18 protein-coding genes and 1 pseudogene are annotated in these 21,054 nt (G+C 71.4%); 14 read left to right on the forward strand and 5 right to left on the reverse strand.

Translation table 11 applies throughout. The features are described from left to right. Positions 1-440: 440 nt before the first annotated feature. The 3 genes from ACFYR3_RS23035 to ACFYR3_RS23045 all read left to right on the forward strand — a co-directional run bounded on the left by ACFYR3_RS23035 (position 441) and on the right by ACFYR3_RS23045 (position 3,179). Positions 441-1,349 (forward strand): DUF1918 domain-containing protein, encoded by a 909-nt coding sequence (locus tag ACFYR3_RS23035; protein ID WP_355858617.1) that lies wholly within the window; start codon positions 441-443, stop codon positions 1,347-1,349. A 144-nt stretch (positions 1,350-1,493) separates the two neighbouring features. Further along, positions 1,494-2,486, forward strand: coding sequence for an Acg family FMN-binding oxidoreductase (locus tag ACFYR3_RS23040; RefSeq protein ID WP_389284614.1), 993 nt, complete (start codon positions 1,494-1,496; stop codon positions 2,484-2,486). 141 nt (positions 2,487-2,627) lie between these two features. Further along, positions 2,628-3,179, forward strand: coding sequence for an RNA polymerase sigma factor (locus ACFYR3_RS23045; RefSeq protein WP_355858611.1), 552 nt, complete (start codon positions 2,628-2,630; stop codon positions 3,177-3,179). Positions 3,180-3,347: 168 nt separating this feature from the next. On the opposite strand, the gene ACFYR3_RS23050 is transcribed toward ACFYR3_RS23045, so the two are convergent. Continuing rightward, positions 3,348-4,697 (reverse strand): jacalin-like lectin, encoded by a 1,350-nt coding sequence (locus ACFYR3_RS23050; protein ID WP_355858608.1) that lies wholly within the window; start codon positions 4,695-4,697, stop codon positions 3,348-3,350. 31 nt (positions 4,698-4,728) lie between these two features. Then, entirely contained in the window at positions 4,729-6,108 is a 1,380-nt protein-coding gene (locus tag ACFYR3_RS23055; protein WP_389284617.1) for a glycoside hydrolase family 43 protein, read from the reverse strand. Positions 6,109-6,441: 333 nt separating this feature from the next. On the opposite strand from ACFYR3_RS23055, the gene ACFYR3_RS23060 reads away from it, so the two are divergent. Further along, positions 6,442-6,933 (forward strand): hypothetical protein, encoded by a 492-nt coding sequence (locus tag ACFYR3_RS23060; protein ID WP_355858602.1) that lies wholly within the window; start codon positions 6,442-6,444, stop codon positions 6,931-6,933. A 43-nt stretch (positions 6,934-6,976) separates the two neighbouring features. On the opposite strand, the gene ACFYR3_RS23065 is transcribed toward ACFYR3_RS23060, so the two are convergent. Continuing rightward, on the reverse strand, positions 6,977-7,192 hold the full coding sequence (locus ACFYR3_RS23065; RefSeq protein WP_355858599.1) for a dodecin: 216 nt from the start codon (positions 7,190-7,192) through the stop codon (positions 6,977-6,979). A 232-nt stretch (positions 7,193-7,424) separates the two neighbouring features. Here ACFYR3_RS23065 and ACFYR3_RS23070 point away from each other — a divergent pair, with 232 nt between their 5' ends. The 10 genes and pseudogenes from ACFYR3_RS23070 to ACFYR3_RS23115 all read left to right on the forward strand — a co-directional run bounded on the left by ACFYR3_RS23070 (position 7,425) and on the right by ACFYR3_RS23115 (position 17,796). Continuing rightward, a complete protein-coding gene (locus tag ACFYR3_RS23070; RefSeq protein WP_389284620.1) occupies positions 7,425-8,687 on the forward strand; it encodes an extracellular solute-binding protein in 1,263 nt (420 codons plus the stop codon). 299 nt (positions 8,688-8,986) lie between these two features. Further along, entirely contained in the window at positions 8,987-9,610 is a 624-nt protein-coding gene (locus ACFYR3_RS23075; RefSeq protein WP_389284621.1) for a hypothetical protein, read from the forward strand. Positions 9,611-9,669: 59 nt separating this feature from the next. After that, complete coding sequence (locus ACFYR3_RS23080; RefSeq protein WP_355858700.1) at positions 9,670-9,891, forward strand: hypothetical protein; 222 nt, start codon at positions 9,670-9,672, stop codon at positions 9,889-9,891. 30 nt (positions 9,892-9,921) lie between these two features. After that, positions 9,922-10,937, forward strand: a pseudogene (gap, locus tag ACFYR3_RS23085) (type I glyceraldehyde-3-phosphate dehydrogenase). 158 nt (positions 10,938-11,095) lie between these two features. After that, positions 11,096-13,831 (forward strand): GNAT family N-acetyltransferase, encoded by a 2,736-nt coding sequence (locus ACFYR3_RS23090; protein WP_389284623.1) that lies wholly within the window; start codon positions 11,096-11,098, stop codon positions 13,829-13,831. Between the two features lie 12 nt (positions 13,832-13,843). Next, positions 13,844-14,575, forward strand: a complete 732-nt coding sequence (locus ACFYR3_RS23095; protein ID WP_355858691.1) for a CBS domain-containing protein — start codon at positions 13,844-13,846, stop codon at positions 14,573-14,575. Between the two features lie 16 nt (positions 14,576-14,591). Next, positions 14,592-15,101 carry a flavodoxin domain-containing protein gene (locus ACFYR3_RS23100; protein ID WP_355858688.1) on the forward strand — a complete coding sequence of 170 codons (510 nt, stop codon included), beginning with the start codon at positions 14,592-14,594 and terminating at the stop codon, positions 15,099-15,101. Positions 15,102-15,330: 229 nt separating this feature from the next. Then, a complete protein-coding gene (locus ACFYR3_RS23105; RefSeq protein ID WP_389284628.1) occupies positions 15,331-16,401 on the forward strand; it encodes a zinc-dependent alcohol dehydrogenase family protein in 1,071 nt (356 codons plus the stop codon). An 18-nt stretch (positions 16,402-16,419) separates the two neighbouring features. Next, positions 16,420-17,199, forward strand: coding sequence for a pyridoxamine 5'-phosphate oxidase family protein (locus ACFYR3_RS23110; protein ID WP_355858685.1), 780 nt, complete (start codon positions 16,420-16,422; stop codon positions 17,197-17,199). Positions 17,200-17,355: 156 nt separating this feature from the next. Next, positions 17,356-17,796 (forward strand): pyridoxamine 5'-phosphate oxidase family protein, encoded by a 441-nt coding sequence (locus tag ACFYR3_RS23115; protein ID WP_389284630.1) that lies wholly within the window; start codon positions 17,356-17,358, stop codon positions 17,794-17,796. 56 nt (positions 17,797-17,852) lie between these two features. Here ACFYR3_RS23115 and ACFYR3_RS23120 read toward each other — a convergent pair whose 3' ends face one another. Beyond that, on the reverse strand, positions 17,853-19,322 hold the full coding sequence (locus ACFYR3_RS23120) for a 3-hydroxybutyrate oligomer hydrolase family protein (RefSeq protein ID WP_389284631.1): 1,470 nt from the start codon (positions 19,320-19,322) through the stop codon (positions 17,853-17,855). A gap of 163 nt (positions 19,323-19,485) precedes the next feature. Continuing rightward, positions 19,486-20,961, reverse strand: a complete 1,476-nt coding sequence (locus ACFYR3_RS23125) for a PHB depolymerase family esterase (protein ID WP_355840635.1) — start codon at positions 20,959-20,961, stop codon at positions 19,486-19,488. Between the last annotated feature and the right edge of the window lie 93 nt (positions 20,962-21,054).

Raw genomic sequence — 21,054 nt, forward strand, 5'->3', positions numbered from 1 at the left:
CCGGCCCTTGCCGGAGCTGGGCTCACCCCGATGCGGAGTCCCGTCGCGAGGACCGGGTGAGCGGAGTGAGGATTCCCCGGGTGGCCGTGGTCCCGGGACCTTCGGCCCTTTGACCGGGAGCCACGGACCGTCCGATCGTGGACGGGAACCCGACCGGCGAACTCCGGAGGCCAGGTCATGAGTGCACACGGCGGGCTCGGGCGTCCGTCCCGTGCCCGTCCACCGCACCAGGACCACTCCTCTCCGGGCGCGGACCCGCCGCGGCGGGTCCGCCCGACCGGGTCGCGTCGTGCCGCCGGGCGGGGGGGCGCACACCGCGCGCTCACGGCGACGCGCGGTCGGCTCTCCCCGGGGACACGCTCGCGGGGCGCCGCGTGCGGCGGCATCCCGTGCGTGCCACGTTGGTTTCACCACCCTCTCCTCAGGAAGCGGAGGCGATCATGAGAGCTCATCTTGGAGATCACCTCGTCATCGACGGTGTGACGACGGGAGACACCCGGCGCGACGGAGAGATCGTCGGCCTCCACCACCCCGACGGCACACCTCCCTACGACGTACGTTGGTCGGACACGGACGAGGTGACGCTGGTGTTCCCGGGACCGGACGCCCATGTCCGTCCCGTCGAGTACCCGCCCGGGTCCCCCGACACCTCCCGGGGGGAGGAAACGAGTCGCCAGGCCGCCCCGAGTCCGCCGCACGCACCCGCCAACCCCGGTGACATCGGCCGGCGCCTGACCGCCGAGCGAGAGCGGCAGGGGATGACCCGGACCGAGACGGCACGTCGCGCGAGGATGGCACCGGACTACCTGGCATATCTCGAAGAACGCCAGGCCGATCCGAGCCTGGCGAGCCTCATCAGACTGGCCGACGCGCTCGGCGTCAGCGTCGAGACACTGCGCGGAGGCGGCGGCGACCTGCCGCCCGGCCAGGGGCAGGCGCTCCTTCATCCCCGGTTGCGGGACCTGGGACCCGACGAATGCCGCGCCCGGCTCTCCACGCACGGTGTGGGCCGTATCGCGGTGTCGGGGCCCGAGGGCCCATCGGTCGTCCCGGTGAACTACGAGGTCGTGGACGACGCGATCACCCTCCGGACCGCTCCCGGATCAGTGGTGGCGCAGGCGGTGGGAACGGAGGTCGCCTTCGAGGTCGACCATCTGGACGAGGCGATGAGCCAGGGTTGGAGCGTGCTCGTCGTCGGTGCCGCGTCGAGCGTCACGGAACCCGAGGCTGTGCGACGGCTGGCCGACCGCGCCCACACCGAGCCGTGGGCGGGCGGTGACCGTCAGATGTGGGTGTCGATCCGGCCCGAGCGCATCACCGGGCGCCGTATCACCGCGGCCGATCACTGACGGGTCGCGGCCCGGTCGCTCCCAGGGGCCCGCCGACGCGCACAGGATGCCCACGACCACCGACGAGACAACCGAAGAACGGACGAGACAACCGAAGAACGGTCCCGACCCCCCGGGGCCGCCGACTCGCGAAGGGAGGCTCCCGTGAGCACTCGGACACCGACCGACGAGTGGGTGGCGGCCCTGGTCCACGATGCCGCCGCCGCCCCGTCGATGCACAACGCACAGCCCTGGCGTTTCGCCTACTTCCGGGGCAGCCGCACGGTACACGTGCGAGCCGACTTCGACCGCGCCATGCCGCACGCCGACCCCGACACCCGGGGCCTTCACATCGGTTGTGGCGCGGCGCTGCTGAACCTGCGGGTCGCGGCGATGCACGGGGGCTGGTCCCCGGTGACCCGCCTGCTGCCCGACCCCTCCGATCCAGGACTGCTCGCGGCCGTGCGGCTGACCGACTCCGGCCCGAGCGGGAGCGACCTCGCCGCGCTGTACCCGGCGGTAGACCGGCGGCACACCAGTCGCTTCCCGTTCGACGCGACAGAGATTCCTGAGGTCATCCGTACGGCGCTCGCTGACGCGGCCCACCGCGAGGGAGCCGCCCTGGAATTTCCCGACGTGTGGCGGCTGGAGGAAGTACTGGAACTGATCGAGGAGGGCGAGGCGCGCAATCTGACCGACCGGGGCAGGAGCGAGGACCTGACCGCCTGGACCCGTCTCGACTCCCCTGCCGGGACCACGGCTTCCGACGGGGTCTCGGAGCAGGCCTTCGGTCCGCTCCGGCATGGCGGCAGGGCCCCCATGCGCGACTTCGCCGGAAACGAACCCGTGGCACGGCGCGAGGCACGCGAGTTCGAGCGCTCCCCTCAACTGGCGCTTCTCAGCACGGCCGAGGACCGTCCGGCCGACTGGCTGCGCGCCGGACAGGCCATGGAGCGAGCACTGCTGCTGGCCACCCTGGAGGGCCTGTCCAGCTCGTTCGCCACTCAGGCCCTGGAGTGGACCGACCTGCGCTGGCCGCTTCGCGACCCGGTGTCGGGGAAGGGCAACGTGCAGATGGTGCTGCGCCTCGGGTACGGCCCCGACGGTCCGGGCGCACCGCGCCGTCCGGTGTCGGACGTACTCGACATCCGGCCCTGACCCGTCCCCGAGTGACGGAGCACCGCCGGCGGGCCACCGCGGAGCGCGGGGTACCGCGGTGTCCGTGCTGCCGGAAACGTGCTGGACAGGGGCGTTCGACTATCATGCCTGGCCTCTGATCGACAGCGAGGGGAGCGCCCGGTGCGGGACGCGGCGGAGACCGAGGAGCTGGCCCTGCGGGCGGCCGCCGGTGACCGGGCGGCACTCGACGTGCTGCTCCGGCAGGTCCGGCCCGAGGTCGTGCGGCGATGCGGACGCTTTCTCCCGTGCCGGGAGGACGCCGAGGAGGCGGCCCAGGACGTCCTGTTCCAAGTGGCCCGCGGGATAACGGCGTTCGAGGGACGCAGCCGCTTCAGCACCTGGCTCTACACGGTGGTCGCCAACTGCGCCCGGCAGAAGTACCGCGAGCTGAAGCGGCGCGCCGCCGAGCGGCCGGAGACGATCGACGCCGCGCAGTACGTCGATCCGCGCACCACGAGTGTCATCGCGGGTTCCCGGATCGACCTCCTGGAGGCGCTGGAACGCCTGGAGCGCGAACACCCGCATCTGGTGGCGCCGTTGGTCTACCGGGACATCTGTCAGCTGGAGTACGCGGAGGTCGCCGAGCGTGTCGGCATTCCGCTCGGCACGCTCAAGTCCCGTCTGCACGAGGCGCGCAGAAAGGTCAGGCCCTGGCTGTCCGACGCCTCCTGACGGGTGGCCGACCAGGGTCCACCGCGGCCCGGCGCACGCGGTGACCGCCTGTCGAGCCCGCATCCACGGACTCAAGTGGCCTTGGATTCAGGCGAGTCGGGACAGTGGTCGGGTTCCCCGCCGAATCCGGGAATCCGGCGGGGAACGAGTTCGGTGCCTGCCCTCCGCTCAGCGCTGGGTGTAGATGAAGCCGATCTTGTCGACCTCGTCGCCCGCGCGGCCGTGGAAGCCGGCGATCTGCCGGCCGGCCGGCGCGGTGCGGGTCACGCAGTCCGACGTCGTCGTGCCGCCGGCCAGGGTGCGGCCGAGGTTCGTGGTGAACTTCGTGTAGAAGATCCGGGTGTGACTGTCCTTCACGCCATCGCACAGCTGCGCGGAGGTGACGTACTCACCGCTGCCCAGCGTCAGTGAGGCGGCGGTGCCGCCCGTGCCGCCGTGCGCGAACGTCGTACCATCGCTCAGCGTCAGCCCCATCCGGTCGACCCGTGCGCCGCTGCTCAGGGAGACGGTGGTCGCGCGGGCGCCGGCCGGCACCCCGGTGATGTCGTTGAAGTAGTCGCCGTGCGGCCCGCCGAACTGGTCGCTGAGCTGGAAGTCCGTGTTGCGCGACCAGGTGAACGACGCGGTGATCGGGTCGTGGTCGGAGAGCATCAGGCCGTCTGAGGTCAAGAAGCGCGTGTGCTCGTTGTTGTAGTTCGTGGCGTTGAGCGTGACGAGCTTGCTGCCGCGGTAGAGGATCTTGTCTACGACCTCGCAGGTGTTGGGCACGGTGGTGCCGCTCTGGTCGCAGACGAGCGCGTCGCTTCCCTTGGCCGGCGGGGTGCCGCCCCGGACGATCTGGACCCAGGCGTCCGTCAGGCCGTTGGCCGCGGCGAACTCCGCGATGGTGTCGCCGGAGCGGGTGTAGCGGGTGTTCGTGTCGCCCATGACGACGACGGCGTTGCCCGCGGAATGGGTGTTGATGAACGCGGTGAGCTGGTTGAGGTTGTCGGCGCGGGAGGCGAGGTCGCCGTCGTTGGTGCCCGCGTTGGTGTGCAGGTTGTAGAAGTCGACGTAGACGCCCTCGGCGAGGCGTTCCCGCATGAAGGTGAAGCCCTTGGGCGTGAGGCAGTCGCCGGAGTCGACCTGGCAGGAGTTCCAGCCGACCCGCTCGAAGTCGTCGGTGTCGTAGGAGACCTTCGAGAGGGTGTTGAGGCCGCTGCCGATGCCGGCGCCGCCGCTCGTGGGGGTGCGGTACGGGTGCGCGGTGTCGGCCGCGTACAGGGCCGCGTGGTAGTTGAAGTCCTCCTCGACATGGACGATGTCGTAGGGGGCGATCAGCCCGCCGATCGCGGTCGTACTGGACGCGCGGGGTGTCGGGGCGCTGGAGATGCCGTCGGGCAGCCCGGCGACGTTGTAGCTGAGCACACTGAACGTGCCCGAGTCGGCGGCCTTGGCGGGGGACGCGGCCGCGGTGAGTCCGCCGAGTGCGGCGGCGGCTGCCGCCGCACCGGCGAGAAGTCTGCGAAGAGGGGACATCGGGGGGTTGTCTCCTGGGGACGAAGGGACGTCAAGAACCGACCGAGAAGGTGGCGTCGGCCTTGTCGGTGGAGGTGGAGATCGGATCGATGCGCAGCACGAAGTCTGCGTGCCTGAGGTAACGGTCCGGTTGGTTGTAGGAGCGGAAGGATGACCACGACGTGTCGGCCAGGCCCGCCGTCCGGTAGAACGTGGCGTCCTGCGCGAACGTCGTGGTCCCGTCGTTGACGTCGAGCGCCATCTGGTAGCCGCTGTGCCGCAGATAGCGCGTCGGGTAGTTGACCGACCGGAACGAGATCCCCGCGGTGTCGGCGAGTCCGGGCACCAGCGTCCACTGCGAGTCCGTGTACGGGTCGAAGGGGTACTCGTCGATCCGGCCGACGTAGTTGGAGTGCCGGACGTAACGCGCCGGATAGTTGTAGGACTTGAGCCGGTTCCAGGCGGGAGCGCCCCACTTCGCGAGGAGGTTGGCGTACTCCGTCGTGGTGATCGGCTGGATGCCGGCGTGCTTGGAGTTGAGCGGCTGTGTGTAGAGCCGCTGGTCGACCGCCGTCCAGGTGCCGCTCGCGAGGTCGGCGGACTGCCAGGCGTAGAACACCCCGTTGGGTGTGTACGTGTCTCCCCAGAGGAACCAAGTCCCGGTCGACTGGGCCTTGATGAGGATCGGGGCCTCGGTGCCGCCGTGTGCGACCGGGGTGCTGAACACGGTGAAGCTGCCGGGGTCCAGGGACGTCGACCTGGCGCCCACCAGGGTCTGGTCCTTCTTGAAATAGAGGTAGTTCACTCCGCCGACGCCGACGGCCAGATCGCCGTCGATCACGTCGTAGCCGGGGTCGAAGAAGACCTGCGCCGCCGACGCGGTCACGAAGTCGGACGTGTAGTTGACCATGATGACGTTGTGGCCGCTGGAGTCGACCGCGGAGTAGATGATCCCGTACTGGCCCCGCCCCGCGTCCCAGTACGCCTCGGGCGCCCAGCTGTGCGTGGCCATGTCGTGCAGCTTCAGCCGACGGTAGCCGCTGAAGGACCGCAGATCGGCCGAGTCCCAGACGTGGATGTACTGGCTCTGCAGACTCCAGTCGGTGCCCTTGAGGTCCGTGGCGAGCACCACGAACGTGCCGTCCTGTCTGCGCAGGACGAACGGGTCGCGCAGACCGCCGGTGCCGCCGGTCGGGGTCACGACGGGCTTGTTCTGGTTCAGCGGCGTCCACTGCAGGGAGTCGGCGCTGACGGCCAGATGAAGGCCGTAGTCCGCTCCGTCGCCGTTCGGGGACTCGGTGAAGTAGCCCATCACATAGGCGGTTCCGGCCGCGGCGCGGGCGGCCGGGGTGCCGAGGGCGAAGGCGGCGGTGAGGCCGGCCATCGCGCCCAGAGCGACGCGCCGGGAGGACTGAAGGGGCCTGTCGTTCATGCAGGTCTCCTCGATGGGCGTGACGCCGTGTCGGGTGTGGTCATGTGCGGCTCTCCTCGGATCGGTCACGGGGCCGGCGAGAGGGGGTCAACCAAGAAGGGCGGGGGTTCACCCGGACCTCCGCATGCCGAAGAGCGGGGCGGTGGGTCCCTCCACCAACCCTCTCCTGTTCGAAATACCGAATGCCGTGCGACATGCTGTGCGAGGCATTACGGTAAGGGCTTGCCAGGTGATGTGAACAGGGCCCGTGGGGACGGAAGTTGAGCGTGTCGACGCGTGGGGCCGGGTGCCGTGGCGCGCCCGGTGTCGGTGCCGCTCTCTAGGCTGGTCCGCGTGAAGGAGCAGAGCAGCAGGCCACTTGCCGTGTTCGACCTGGACGGCACCCTCGCGGACACCGCGCACCGGCAGCGGTTCCTGGAGCGCGTGCCGCGGGACTGGGACGGGTTCTTCGCGGCGGCGACCGAGGACCCGCCGCTCGCGGAGGGCGTCGCGCTGGCGCTGAGCAGCGCGCGGGAGTGCGAGGTGGTCTATCTGACGGGCCGTCCCGAGCGGTGCCGGCGGGCGACCGTGGACTGGCTGGCCGCGCAGGGCCTGCCCGAGGGGCGCATCTGGATGCGGCGCAACGACGACCGCAGGCCCGCCCGCCGCACCAAGCTGGAGATCCTTCGCCGGCTCGCCCGGGACCGGGAGATCCGCGTCCTTGTCGACGACGACGAATTCGTCTGCGAGGAGGCGGAGCGGGCCGGCTTCACGGTCGTACGGGCACGGTGGGCGGCCGCGTCAGCGGCGCTGAAGGACGCGCAGGGGCGGGAGGGGCGGACCTGAGGGGTTCTCGGCGGGTGGCGGACCCGTGAAAGCGCGAATCGGGTCAGTCGGAGTCCTCCAGCCGGAAACCGAGCTTCAGACCGACCTGGTAGTGCTCGATCCGCCCGTTCTCGATCTGGCCCCTGACCTGCGTGACCTCGAACCAGTCGAGGTTGCGCAGGGTCTGTGAGGCCCGGGTGATCCCATTGCGAATGGCCTGGTCGACGCCTTCATGGGAGGTTCCGACGATCTCGGTGACCCGGTAGGTGTGGTCGGACATGCGGGTGCTCCTCTCCGCCGTGGCGCGAATGCCACGCGTCATTCCACGGTGCCCCAGGGTGCGGCGCTCCGCGAGACGGCGGGGTGACCCGAGTGACGTCGGGGGACGGTGGGCCCTTGACGGAGCCGATTGGTCCATACCAAACTCCAGAGGCCCGTTCGAGCGACCGGCTCGTCCCCCCACGTCGGGCCCCTTGCCCCTGTCCGCCAGACAGAACAGGACCCTCGTGAACGTGAAACGCCGCCTTTTCGCCGTCGTCTGCGTCACCGCCTCCTTGCTCACCGCCTGCGGTACCCTCCCCGGCACCGGCGCGCACCGGCGGACCGTCACGGTGTGGCTGATGAAGGACAGCGCCTCCAAGGAGTTCCTGAAGCGGTTCACCGAGGACTTCGAGCACAAGCACGGTGACCTCCGGCTCGACATCCGCATCCAGGAGTGGACCGGGATCGGTGCGAAGGTGCAGGCGGCGCTGAAGCGGGACGACCCGGCCGCGCCCGATGTCATCGAGGTCGGTAACACCCAGGTCGCGCAGTACGTCGACGGGGGCGGCCTGAGCGACATGACCCTGGAGTCGATGCGCGACTGGGGCATGGACCACTGGCTGCCGGGCCTCGCCACACCCGGCCGGTTCGGACCCCATCAGTACGGCATCCCCTGGTACGCCGCCAACCGCGTCGTCATCTACCGCAAGGACCTGTTCACCGGGGCCGGCATCGAACAGCCGCCGAAGACCCGCGAGCAGTGGCTCACGGACACCGAGCGGCTCAACTCCGGTGGCGACCAGGGCATTTACCTGGCCGGTCAGGACTGGTACACCCTCGCTGGGTTCATCTGGGACGAGGGCGGCGACCTCGCCGACGAGTCGAGTTCCGGGAACTGGCGGGGCACGCTGAACACTCCGGCCGCGCTGCGCGGCATGGATTTCTACCGGCGTCTCCAGGCACTCGGCCAGGGGCCCGCGGGCGCCGACGAGGAACACCCGCCGCAGTCAGGGGTGTTCGCCAAGGGCCGGGTCGCGCAGATCGTGGCCGTGCCCGGACTCGTCCAGGCCATCGAGCGGACCAACCCGGACCTCAAGGGCAAGCTGGGCTTCTTCCCGGTCCCCGGCAAGACGGCCGCGAAGCCCGGCGCGGTGTTCACCGGCGGCTCCGATCTCGTGGTGCCCGAGAACACCGACGACCGGCCCGGCGCCACCGCCGTCGTCGCCGCCCTCGTCGGCGTCAAGTGGCAGACCGAGCTGGCCCGGACGATGAACTACGTGCCCAACAAGACGACGCTCGCCCACGCCGTGGCGGGCGAGGCAGGAGTCGCGGCCATGGCGGCGGGCGCCGCGCAGGGCCGGGCGACACCGTCCTCGCCCCAATGGGCCGCGGTCGAGGCCCACAACCCGATCAAGGACTGCATGACGAAGATCCTGGGCGGCGCCGACCCGTCGACGGAGGCCCGGCGCGCCTCCGATCGCATCACGACCATCCTGGAGGCCGACAGACTGTGAGGGACGCCCCCTCGCGGGCGCGGCCGCGGGCGGGGCGCCTGTCCGCGCCGCTGCCCAAGAGGTCGGCGGGCCTCGTCGTCCGGTCGTGGCCTCCTGTGCGACCGCGGAGGGAGCCGGACCCGGCGGTCGTACGGGCTGGTCCCTGCCGGAGCGGTGAGACCAACAGGCCTGCGGGAAAGGGCCGTTCGGCCCAGGGGGCACGGTCCTACGGCACCCGGCACGGCGCCCGTCGGGTGGGGAGAGTAGTCGGTGTCGGGTACCAGCCCGGCCTTGTCCTTCTCCCCGAGGGGATCAGCATCATGGCAGTCCACGAGCAGCCTCACCGGCACACAGGGTTCCACTTCCCGTCGCTGCGCGGGACCCGTTCGGCGCAGGCGCCGGGTGAGGCCGTGACCACGTCGGCCACGGCGGTCGGCTCGTACGCCCTCGCGGCTCTGCGGCTGCTGACGGGGTTCGTCTTCCTGTGGGCCTTCCTCGACAAGACCTTCGGGTTCGGTTATGCCACCCCGTCCGGCAAGGGCTGGATCGACGGCGGTTCGCCCACCAAGGGATTCCTCGGCGGGGTCGCGGCCGGGCCGATGGAGTCGACGTTCCACTCCTGGGCCGGCGCCGGCTGGGTCGACTGGCTGTTCATGGCCGGCCTGCTCGGTGTGGGTATCGCCCTGGTCGCCGGTGTCGCCCTGCGGTTGGCCGCGGTCGCGGGCACGGCGATGATGGCGTTCATGTGGCTCGCCGAATGGCCGCCCGCCCGGCACCTGTCCGACGGCTCGCCGAGCATGTCGCCCAACCCCTTCACCGACTACCACGTGATCTACGCGGTCGTCCTGATCGCTCTCGCCGCCGCGGGCGCCGGCGCCACCTGGGGACTCGGGAAGCTCTGGGAGCGACTCCCCTTCGTGAACCGCACCCCCTGGCTCCGATAACCGCAGGAACGGAGATTCCGGAGTCGGCGCCGGACGGCGTCGCCGCGGAGCATCCGTCCGTGGATCCGCGCCGACGGACCGAAGAGGGCACTGCCCGGCGGGTGTTGCCGGACCCCTCCGCCGACGCCGACCCGTTCGTCCTCGGCGCCCACCACCGCGACGGCCACTTCGGACGTCAGCTCGGCCGCGTGGCCCACGCGGCCCCGCACCACTCGGCACGCCCCGGCGCCGTCGTACCGCACCACGCGCCTGCCGAGGCCGCCGAACGAACCGGCGGCTGAAACCCACGCCCGGCAAAGGAGTACAACGTCATGACCGTACGCGTCGGCATCAACGGCTTCGGCCGCATCGGCCGCACCTATTTGCGCGCGGCACTGGAGCGCGCCGAGGCGGGCACCCAGTACGTCGAGGTGGTCGCGATCAACGACATCGCGCCGCCCGCCACCCTGGCCCATCTCCTCGAGTACGACTCGACGTTCGGACGGCTCGGGCGAGAGGTTCTGCACGACGACAGCTCGATCACCGTCGACGGCCGACGCATCGCCGTCACCGCCGTGCCTGAGCCGGCGGCCCTCCAATGGTCCGACAACGGCGCCGACATCGTCATCGAGTCCACAGGCCGCTTCCGCGACCGCGCCGCCGCCGCCGCGCACCTCAAGAGCGGCGCCCACACGGTGCTTCTCTCGGCACCCGGCAAGGACGCGGACGCCACCATCGTGATGGGCGTCAACGACAAGACCTACGACCGTGCCACCGACCACATCGTGTCCGCCGCCTCCTGCACCACCAACTGCGTCGCCCCGATGGTGAAGGTGCTCCACGAGGCGTTCGGTATCGACCGCGGCATGATGACCACCATCCACGGCTACACCAACGACCAGTCCCTGCTGGACGGCCCGCACAAGGATCTGCGCCGTGCCCGCTCCGCGGCGCTCAGCATCATCCCGACCAGCACGGGCGCGGCCCGCGCCGTCGGGCTGGTGGTGCCTGAGCTGGCCGGCGCCCTGGACGGCATCGCGGTCCGGGTGCCCGTCGAGGACGGTTCGCTCACCGACCTCGCGGTGGTGCTGCGCCGCGAGGCGACGGCAGACGAGATCAACGCCGCGTTCGCCGCGGCGGCAGAGGGCCCCCTGAAGGGCATCCTCCGTGTGTCGCAGGCGCCCATCGTCTCCCGCGACGTCATCGGCGACCCGTCGTCCTGCGTCTTCGACCCGGCCCTGACCCAGGCCAACGGAACGCTGGTGAAGGTCTTCGGCTGGTACGACAACGAGTGGGGGGGTACACCAACCGGCTGCTCGACCTCACCGCGCTGGTCGCTGACGACTGACGCGCGCGGAGGTGTTGCCGGTACCGGAGGACGGCCCCATCCGGACGGACGCGGGGATCGGGGCCGACCGGCCCATGGGGCGCACCCGGTCAGCCCATGGGACGGGCCTCCGGATCGCCGGATGCTCGAAGTGTCGACAGGTTTCGAGGAGGCCAGTGATGACGGACGACGACCGCCCCCCGGTGCACGCCTTGCTCCAGGACGGCACCACGGTATGCATACGTTCGGTGCGGCCCGGTGACCACGAGCAACTGCAGGGCCTGTACGAGGAGATGTCCCCGGACAACCTCCGGCTGCGGTTCTTCACCGCGAGCCACCGCTCCGCCGAAATGGCCGCCGACCGGGCATGCGCCCCGACGCGGCCCGGCTACCGGGCGCTGCTCGCCGAGGCCCACGGCCAGGTCATCGGCCTCGCCGAGTACGCCACCAGCGACGGGACCAGCGACGGGACCGGTGACGCGACCGGTGACGCGACCGGTGACGACGTGAGCACGGCCGAGATCTCCATCGCGGTCGCCGACGGGCTGCACCACCGCGGCGTGGGCACCCTGCTCGTCGAGCACCTGGTCTCCGCCGCCCGCGCGGAGGGCGTCCGCACGTTCACCGCCGACGCGCTGTCCGAGAACCACGAGGTTCTGCGGCTCTTCGCCGACCTCGGACTGCGCACGGCCCGGCACTTCGAGGGTCCCGAAGTTCGCTGCACCATCGAACTGGCCGAGGACGACACCTACCTCACGGCCGTCGAGACGCGCGGCCGGGGCGCCGGCGTGGCGAGCCTGGAGCCGCTGCTGCGCCCCGACACCGTGGCCGTGATCGGCGCGGGACGCCGGCCCGGATCGGTGGGCCGGGCCCTCCTGCACCATCTGCACGCGGGCGGCTTCACCCGGCGGCTGTTCGCCGTGAACCCCGGCGTGACGTCGATCCTCGGTGTGCCGTCCTTCCCCTCGGTGAGCGCACTGCCCAGGATTCCCGACCTCGCCGTTCTCGCGGTCCCGGCCGGCGCCGTTCCCGGCATCGCCGAAGAGTGCGGCAAGGCCGGCGTACGGGCGCTGCTGGTCGTGACGGCCGGGCTGGACGCCGGCGAGGCCGAGGGACTGCTGGGCGCGTGCCGCACGTACGGCATGCGACTCGTGGGACCCAACTGCCTCGGCGTCTCCAACACCGACCCGGAACTCGCCCTCGACGCCACCTTCGCCGCCGGCCATCCGCGCCCCGGGACAGCGGGGGTCGCCGTGCAGTCGGGCGGCGTCGGCATAGCCCTGCTCGACGGGCTCTCCCGGCTCGGCATCGGCGTCTCCTCCTTCGTCTCGCTGGGTGACAAGTACGACGTCAGCGGCAACGACATGCTCCAGTGGTGGGAGAGCGACGGCCGCACCGATCTGGCCCTGCTGCACCTGGAGTCGTTCGGAAATCCGCGCGCTTTCTCCCGCACCGCGCGCCGGGTGACCCGCCGCATGCCGGTCCTGACGGTCGACGCGGGCCGCACGGACGCGGGCCGCCGTGCGGCCGCCTCGCACACCGCGGCCGCCGCCACCCCGACGATGACCCGGCAGGCCCTGTTCACCCAGGCGGGTATCACCGCGACCCGTTCGGTGGGCGAACTCATGGAAACGGCCGCCCTGTTGCACGCCCAGCCGCTGCCGGCCGGCGGTCGCGTCGCGATCGTCACCAACGCGGGCGGTGCGGGCGTCCTCTGCGCCGACGCCTGCGCGGAGGCCGGACTCGTCCTGCCGGCCCCGACGGCCGAGCTGACGGACGATCTGCTCGGCGTGCTGCCGGAAGGCGCCGCCGTGGGCAACCCCGTCGATGCCACCGCCGCCGTCGACGAGGACCGGCTCAGGGAGTGCGTGGACCGGATCACCCGGCATCCCGGCATCGACGCCGTCCTGGTGGCGCTCGTCCCCACCGCCGTCGCCGCGGCGACCGGCGACGATCTCGTCCGGGCGCTCACCGGCGGGCCCGCCCGAAGGGAATGTCCGGTCGCCGTCGTACGACTGGAGCAGGCCCTGCCGGTCGAGCTGCTGCCCGCTGTGGACGGCGGAACCATCCCGTCGTACGCCGAACCGGGCGCGGCAGCGCGCGCGTTGGCCCACGCCGTCCACCGCGCGGCCTGGCTGAGCCGGCCCGCCGGGACCATCCCGGACCTGGCGGACATCGACACCGGGCGCGCCCGGACGGTCGCCGAGAACTTCCTCGCCGCGCACCCCGACGGCGGCTGGCTCGACCCCCGCACCTGCGCGGAACTGCTCGCCTGCTACGGCATCCCCCAACTCGACTGGGCCTGGGCCGAGACCGAGGACGACGCCGTCATCGCCGCCGAACGGCTGCGCGGCCCCGACGGCCGTGTCGTCATAAAGGCGCACTGGCCGGGCGTGCTCCACAAGTCCGAACAGCACGCCGTGCATCTCGATCTCCAGGGCGACGCCCAAGTGCGCGCCGCCTTCCGGGACTTCGAAACCCGGTTCGCCGGACTCCTGACCGGAGTGGTCGTCCAGCCGCTCGCCGCGCGCGGCACCGAACTGTTCGCCGGGGTTGTCCAGGACGAGGTCTTCGGACCCCTCGTGCTGTTCGGCCTGGGCGGCACGGCGACAGAGGTGCTGGCCGACCACGCGGCCCGCCTCGCCCCCCTGACCGACCACGACGTCCACGACCTGATCACCTCGCCGCGCTGCGCGCCCCTGCTCTTCGGCGCGCACGGCGGCGGGCCGGTGGACCTGGAAGGTCTGGAACAGGTGCTGCTGCGCCTGTCCCGCATGGCGAGCGATCTTCCACAGCTTGCCGAGGCCGACTTCAACCCCGTCCTCGCGACCCCCGGCGCGGTCGTCGTGCTCGACGCACGCGTCCGCCTGCTGCCGCGCCGCGTCCAGGACCCCTACCTGCGCCGACTGCGCTGAGGAGGAAGGGACATGAAGCACAACAAGGTCGGATCCGTGATGACGACGGAGGTCGTCCGGGCACCGTACGGCGCCCCGTTCAAGGAGGTGGCACGGCTGCTGGCCGACCACCGCATCAGCGGGCTGCCGGTCGTCGACGACGACGAGAAGGTCATCGGGGTGATCTCCGAGTCCGATCTCCTGGTCCGACAGGCACAGACCCCCGATCCGTACGCCCCGAAGCGCCGCTTCCGGCTCGTCCTGCCGACTCGCGGCGCCCGGCGGCAGGTGGCCAAGGCGCGGGCGCGCACGGCCGGGCAGCTGATGTCCGTACCGCCCGTGACCGTCCACGCGGAGAGCACCATCGCCGAGGCCGCCCGGGTGATGGCGCAGAACCGGGTGGAGCGGCTGCCGGTGGTGGACGAGGAGGACCGGCTCGTCGGCATCGTGACCCGCCGCGACCTGCTCCAGGTCTTCCTGCGGCCGGACCGGGAGATCCGCTCCGAGGTGATCGACGAGGTCCTGGTGCGGTCGTTGTGGCTGACACCGCAGGCCGTGGCGGTCAGCGTCTGGGAGGGGGTGGTCACGCTCGACGGCATGCTGGAGCGCCGGAGCGAGGCGGAGATCGCGGTCGCCATGACCCGGCGGATCGACGGCGTCGTAGGTGTCGTCGACAAGCTCACCCATCGCTTCGACGACGCGCACCTGCGCCCCGACCAGCCGGTCGTGCACGGTGTCACCGAGGACTGGCTGCGCAAGCTGTGAGAGGAGGCGTACCACCATGCCGAACAAGATTCTGGTCGCCTATGGAACGACCAACGGATCGACGGCGCGGATCGCGGAGACCGTCGCCGAGGTGCTGTGCAAGGAAGGAATGTCCGCCGAGGCGCTGCCCGCCGGCTCCGTGACGAGCGTCGAACCGTACGACGCCGTGGTGGTCGGCGGCGGCCTGTACGCGGGGCGCTGGCACAAGGACGCCCGCCGCTTCGTGCGTCGGCACCGCCGCGCGCTGGTCGGGCTGCCCTTGTGGTTCTTCAGCAGCGGCCCGCTCGACGCGTCTGCCTCGGAACGGGACATCCCGCCCGTACCCGGCGTGAAGCGGGCCATGGCCCGGCTCGACGTGACGGAACACGTCACGTTCGGCGGGTGCCTCGAAGAGGGGGCGAAGGGATTCATCGCCCGGAAGATCGTCTCCTCCGGCAAGGGCGGCGACTTCCGTGACTTCGAGCGGATCGAGGCGTGGGCGGCCGGTATCGGCGCCGAGTTGACGACACGGGCCCCGAACGGCTGATTCCCGGCCTCGCGCCACCGTCGTGGCGGCGGGCGCTGTCCCGGTCCGACCGTCACGGCCCCGGACGGCGCCGGCAGCCCGGTCCGGGCGGCGAGGTGTTGTCGTGGTGCGCGCGAGCCGTGGCAGGGGCCGCCCGGTACCCCGGTGGGGACCGATCGGCCCAAGCGGGAGGCATCTGCCCCGGTCAGGCTGGAGCTACCAGGTCAAGTCACGACTTGAAGGGGTTGTCATGAAGGCACTCGTGTTCCACGGCCCGGGAAGGTCGGCGTGGGAGGACGTGGCGGATCCCGGTGTCCAGGAGGCAACCGACGCCATCGTGCGCGTGGACACCGTCACCATCTGCGGGACGGACCTGCACATCCTCAAGGGTGACGTACCGGAGGTCGCCCCCGGCACGGTCCTCGGCCACGAGGCCGTCGGCGAGGTCGTCGAGGTGGGCGCCGACGTGCGTACGGTCCGGCCGGGCGATCGTGTCCTGGTCTCCTGCATCACGGCGTGCGGCCGCTGCCGCTTCTGCCGGGAGGGCGCCTACGGCCAGTGCCGCGGCGGCGGTGGCTGGATCCTCGGCCATCTGATCAACGGCACACAGGCCGAATACGTCCGTGTCCCGCACGCCGACCTGTCCACGTATCTTCTGTCCGGGGCCGTGGACAGCAAGGACGCAGTCCTGCTGGCCGATATCTTCCCCACCGCCTACGAGGTGGGCGTGCTCAACGGGCGGGTGCGCCCCGGCGACACCGTCGCCGTCGTCGGAGCGGGACCCATCGGACTCGCCGTGATCGCGACGGCGCGCCTCTACTCGCCGGAGAAGATCATCGCCGTCGATCTCGCCACGGCCCGCCTCGACGCCGCCAAGCGTCTCGGTGCCGACGCGGTCGCCACGGCGGGCGAGGAGGCCGAGCAGCTGGTCTCCGATCTCACCGACGGGCTCGGAGCCGATGTCGTCGTCGAGGCGGTGGGTGTCCCGGAGAGCTTCGAGATGTGCACGCGCATGGTCCGGCCCGGCGGACACGTCGCCAACGTCGGCGTGCACGGCAGGCCCGCGACCCTGCACCTCGAAGACCTGTGGATCAAGAACGTGACGATCACCACCGGCCTGGTCGACACGCACTCCACCCCCACCCTGCTGCGCATGCTGGCCGCAGGCCGGCTCCCGGCCGCCTCGCTGGTCACCCACACGTTCCCGCTGGACCGCATGGAGGAGGCGTACGACGTCTTCGCACGGGCCGCCGACACCGGCGCGCTCAAGGTGGTCCTCGGCGAGCCTCAGCACGACGTCCTGACGGTCAGGACGCCTTGACGGAAGGAAGCCAAGGCCATGTCCGGAAACACGCGAAAGGGCATGCCCGGCGGGACACCGCAGGACGAGGGCGCACCAGGGGCGACGTCCGTCGCGACGCCCGACTTCGGGCGGACGGCCCGGTCGACGGTGTCCACGGCGGCCTCGGCCGCGACAGCACCGGGCGACATCGGACGGCGCATCGCCTCGCGACGCGAGGCGCTCGGCCTGACCCGGGAAGACACTGCCGCCCGCGCGGGCACGGTCGTCGGCTACCTCCAGTACCTGGAAGAACAGTCCACTGCCACGCCGGGGACCAGCGTCCTGATCCGGCTCGCAGACGCCCTCGGTACCAGCGTCGCCGCCCTGCACGGCGGCGAATCCGACCTCCCGCCCGGCCTCGGACAGGCAGCCGACCACTCCGAGCTGATCGAACTCGGTCCCGAGGAGTGTCTGGCACGGATGTCGACGCACGGCGTCGGAAGGATCGCCACCGCCACCGCGGGCGGGCTTGTCATCCTGCCCGTCAACTACAGCGTCGTCGATGGCGCGATCATCTTCAGGACAGCGCCGGGTTCGACGATCGCGGCAGCGGTCGGATCCCACGTCGCGTTCCAGGTCGATCACGTCGACGAGGCCCTCAGCCAGGGCTGGAGCGTACTTGTCCAGGGCAGCGCCCGGGCCGTGACCGACCCCGATGCCAGGCGTCGGCTCGACGCCCTCGCCCACAGCCGGCCCTGGGCCGGCGGCGCGGAGCGCGACCTGTGGGTGCGCGTCGAGCAGGACCGGATCAGCGGACGCCGGATCGCCGTGCGGTGATCCGGGCGACGCGCGCCGACTCGAGGAAGGAGTGACCTTCTCCGTCCGCCGGAGAGCACCGAGGCCGATGGGCCTTGGTCCCGCATGCTGTCTCGCCGCAGGCAGAAGCGTTGCTTGTGGCCGAAGCGCTGTACCGCGTGAGAGTTGGCTCCGCCGATGAATCCTGACGACGGCTTTCGTGAACTCGGCCGGCAGGAGTGCCTGGACCGGCTCGGCGACGCGCTCATCGGCAGGGTCGTCCACACACGGGACGCCCTGCCCGCGGTGCTGCCGGTCAATTTCTGTCTCGACGCCGAGTCCGCCGTCGTGCTGCGGACGTCGGCGGACTCGGAACTGGCCCGCTCCATCGACGGTGTGGTGGTGGCGTTCGAGGCCGACGCGGTGGACGCGGCCGGGCACTCCGGCTGGAGCGTCGTCGTGACGGGCCGCGCCGTGGTGGTGATCGATCCCGCCGAGCACGATCGCCTGACCCGGACAGGACCTCGTTCCTGGGTGGCCTCGCCCCACGACGTCTTCATCAGGATCGCGTCAGAACTGGTCACCGGCCGGGAACTCGTCGGCGGCCGCACGCTGTACGGGGTGGAGCGGCACTCCTGACCTGGGCAGGTGCGGTACTTCCGGAGGTCGGTCTCGGCATCCGGCGGTGGTCGGCCTCACGGAAGAGACACGCTCTGTTCCAGCGGGCAGCTGGTCAGCAGCGTCGCCTGGTCCGCGTCGGCCGGGCGCGGGACGGTGCGGTCCGCGGGCGGACGACCCTCGCCGGCCAGCCATCGTTCCAGCGCCATGAAGGCTGAGTGGTGGCAGGGAACCATCGGTCGGAGCTTGTCGGGGAAGGCGTCGACGAGCGAGTCGGTGTGCGTCCCGTCCTCGATGCGGTAGTAGCGCAGCAGCCCGCCCCGTCCGGCAGCGCGCACCATGCGGGCGTAGACGTCGGAGTCCTGACTGATGGGCAGCAGCACGTCGAGTGTGCCCTGGATGGTGATGAGGGGCTTGCCGATCCGTCCGGTCAGCGCGATGCGGTCGACGGCGCGGTGGACCGCGTCCGGCCGGGTGGCGTAGTCGTAGTCGGCGTCGCAGCCGGGGGTGCCCGAGGCGCAGTACGGCGTTCCCGCCTCGGTCGCGCCGTCGTAATCGGGGTCCAGTTCCTCGCGGTAGATGCGCTGGGTCAGATCCCAGTACACCTTGTGGTGATACGGCCACAGGAACTCCGAGCCGGCCGGGTAGCCCGCGGCGTGCATGGCCTCCTGGGCCTGCTCGGCACCGGCGCCCCCTGCCTCGTACACGGGGTAGTCGCGCAGCGCGGGCGGCAGGAAGGTGAGCAGGCCGGGGCCGTCGGAGCGCCACAGCGTGCCCTCCCAGTCGACTCCTCCGTCGAACAGTTCGGGATGGTTCTCCAGCTGCCAGCGAACGAGGTAGCCGCCGTTGGAGAGGCCGGTGGCGATGGTGCGGGCCGGGGGCCGGTGGTAGCGCTGCCCGACGAAGGAGCGGGCGGCCCGGGCGAGCTGGGTGACGCGCGTGTTCCACTCGGCGATGGCGTCGCCGGGCCGGCGGCCGTCGCGGTAGAAGGCGAGGCCGGTGTTGCCCTTGTCGGTGGCGGCGTAGGCGTAACCGCGGGAGAGCACCCAGTCGGAGATCGCGCGGTCGTTGGCGTACTGCTCGCGGTTGCCCGGTGTTCCCGCGACGACCAGTCCGCCGTTCCAGCGGTCGGGAAGGCGTACGACGAACTGTGAGTCGTGGTTCCAGCCGTGGTTGGTGTCGGTGGTGGAGGTGTCGGGGAAGTAGCCGTCGATCTGGATCCCGGGCACTCCGCCGGGCGTGGGCAGGTCCTTGGGGGTGAGACCCGCGTAGTCGGCCGGGTCCGTGTGGCCCGAGGCCACGGTCCCGGCGGTCGTCAGCTCGTCCAGGCAGTCGGCCCGCTGGAAGGCCGCGCCCGGCACGCGCGGCAGCGGATCGCGTGCGGCGCAGTGCCCGCCCATTGTCCAGTCGCCGGTGACGGCGGGCGCCGCCGTGGCCGGTGCGGGGACGGTCGCGCAGGCGGCGGCGAGGGACAGTGCTCCGAGAGTGACGCGCCATCTCGGCCGTCGTCCGCGGGGCGGGGCGACGGCCGTACGGGGTGAGGGCATCCGGGGCCTCCGGGTCGAGTGGTTCGTGGTGGACGCACCGGAGGCTAGGGGCGCCGTGACTGCTCGGGACATATGTCGGCCCACCATGGTGGCGGCCCCGATAGGGTCGCCGGCCACCATGGTGGGCCTGTCACCTCGCCGGATCAGGGATCTGCGGGCCCGGTCAGGGGCAGTCACCGTCGGCGATGGTGTAGTAGCCGGTGGGTGACTCCTTCAGGGTGTGCGTGACGAAGGTGTTGTACAGGCCCATGTTCTGGTCGGAGCCTTTGGCGTACGTATAGCCACCGCTGGTGGTGGCCCGTCCCGCCTGGACGTGGCCGTAGTTGCTGCCCGTCCAGCAGGCGGCGGTGGCACCGGTGGTGGTCGCGGTGATCGTCCCCGAGCCGGATCCCGCCGTGCCGCCGGCGTCCCGGGCGGCGACCGCGTACGTGTGCGAGGTGCCCGCCTGCAGCCCGGTGTCCGTGTACGACGTGCCGCTCGGTGTGCCGACCGGGGTGCCGTCGCGGCGGACGACGTAGTCCGTGGCGCCGCTGACGGCGTTCCAGCTCAGACCGATGCTCGTGTCGGTGGCTCCGGTCGCCGTCAGTCCGGTGGGCGCGGGCAATGAGCCCGTTCCGGTCCCGGAGCCGCCGAGGCCGAAGAACTCGGCGATCCAGTGGCTGGAGCAGATCGAACCCAGGAAGTACGGGGCGCCCGTGCCGCCGCACTGCTGGGCGCCGGTGCCCGGGTCGACCGGGGTGCCGTGACCGATGCCGGGAACCCGGTCGACCTCGACGGCGACCGTGCCGTCCGCGGCCAGGTACTCGTCGTGCCGGGTGGAGTCGGGCCCGATGGTGGTGGTGCGGGTGGGGGTCTGAGAGAGCCCCTGCAGTGCCGTCCACTGGTCGCGCAGCTCACCGGCGTTGATCGGCGCGACCGTCGTGTCCTGATCGCCGTACCAGATGGCCGTGCGCGGCCACGGGCCGGTGTACGACGGGTACGCGTCGCGCACCCGCTGGGCCCAGTCGCCCGGGCCGAGGTCGACCCCGGGGTTCATGCACGTGTAGGGGCTGTTGTCCTTCGTGCAGTTGTAGGGCAGGCCCGCGACGACGGCGCCGGCGGAGAAGACGTCGGGGTAGGTGGCGAGCATGACCGCGGTCATGGCGCCGCCCGCGGACAGACCGGTGACGTAGACGCGCCGGGCGTCCGCTCCCTGGACGGATACGGCGTTGCTCACCATCTGCCTGATGGAGAGGGCTTCGCCCTGACCCCGCTGGTTGTCGCTCGACTGGAACCAGTTGAAACACTTGTTGAGGTTGTTCGAGGAGGTGGTCTCCGCGAGCACGAGCAGGAACTTGTCCCGGTCCGCGAGCTGGGGCAGCCCGGAGTTGTCCGCGTAGACCTGGGCGCTCTGGGTGCACCCGTGCAGCGCGACGACCACGGGCGGGTTCGCGGGCAGGGACGCCGGCCGGTACACGTACATGTTCAAGGCACCCGGATTGGAGCCGAAGTTGTCGACGCGCGCGAGTGCGACGGCGGCGTGGGCGGGCGCGGGACCGGTCAGCGCGGCGCCCAGGACGAGGGCGACGACGGTGAGGAGACGAGGCAGGGCGCGGACCCACCGGCTCCGGTGGCGTGCTTGGGCTGAGGGGGATCGCATCGGCGGCTCCTTCGTCGAATGCCCGGTGCTCATGCGGCCGTCGGCGCATCACTGGGCGCCGGGCACACCGAGGCGTTGCGGAACCCTAGAAGC

Source organism: Streptomyces sp. NPDC005784, from assembly GCF_042871525.1.
In the GTDB taxonomy this organism is placed as follows: domain Bacteria; phylum Actinomycetota; class Actinomycetes; order Streptomycetales; family Streptomycetaceae; genus Streptomyces.

What these genes read in the sequence shown, in the direction of transcription:
- ACFYR3_RS23035 (WP_355858617.1), top strand. Translation starts at nt 441, where the DNA reads ATGAGAGCTCATCTTGGAGATCACCTCGTCATCGACGGTGTGACGACG.
- ACFYR3_RS23050 (WP_355858608.1), bottom strand. Translation starts at nt 4,697, where the DNA reads ATGTCCCCTCTTCGCAGACTTCTCGCCGGTGCGGCGGCAGCCGCCGCC.
- ACFYR3_RS23055 (WP_389284617.1), bottom strand. Translation starts at nt 6,108, where the DNA reads ATGAACGACAGGCCCCTTCAGTCCTCCCGGCGCGTCGCTCTGGGCGCG.
- ACFYR3_RS23065 (WP_355858599.1), bottom strand. Translation starts at nt 7,192, where the DNA reads ATGTCCGACCACACCTACCGGGTCACCGAGATCGTCGGAACCTCCCAT.
- ACFYR3_RS23075 (WP_389284621.1), top strand. Translation starts at nt 8,987, where the DNA reads ATGGCAGTCCACGAGCAGCCTCACCGGCACACAGGGTTCCACTTCCCG.
- ACFYR3_RS23090 (WP_389284623.1), top strand. Translation starts at nt 11,096, where the DNA reads ATGACGGACGACGACCGCCCCCCGGTGCACGCCTTGCTCCAGGACGGC.
- ACFYR3_RS23095 (WP_355858691.1), top strand. Translation starts at nt 13,844, where the DNA reads ATGAAGCACAACAAGGTCGGATCCGTGATGACGACGGAGGTCGTCCGG.
- ACFYR3_RS23100 (WP_355858688.1), top strand. Translation starts at nt 14,592, where the DNA reads ATGCCGAACAAGATTCTGGTCGCCTATGGAACGACCAACGGATCGACG.
- ACFYR3_RS23105 (WP_389284628.1), top strand. Translation starts at nt 15,331, where the DNA reads ATGAAGGCACTCGTGTTCCACGGCCCGGGAAGGTCGGCGTGGGAGGAC.
- ACFYR3_RS23110 (WP_355858685.1), top strand. Translation starts at nt 16,420, where the DNA reads ATGTCCGGAAACACGCGAAAGGGCATGCCCGGCGGGACACCGCAGGAC.
- ACFYR3_RS23115 (WP_389284630.1), top strand. Translation starts at nt 17,356, where the DNA reads ATGAATCCTGACGACGGCTTTCGTGAACTCGGCCGGCAGGAGTGCCTG.
- ACFYR3_RS23120 (WP_389284631.1), bottom strand. Translation starts at nt 19,322, where the DNA reads ATGCCCTCACCCCGTACGGCCGTCGCCCCGCCCCGCGGACGACGGCCG.
- ACFYR3_RS23125 (WP_355840635.1), bottom strand. Translation starts at nt 20,961, where the DNA reads ATGCGATCCCCCTCAGCCCAAGCACGCCACCGGAGCCGGTGGGTCCGC.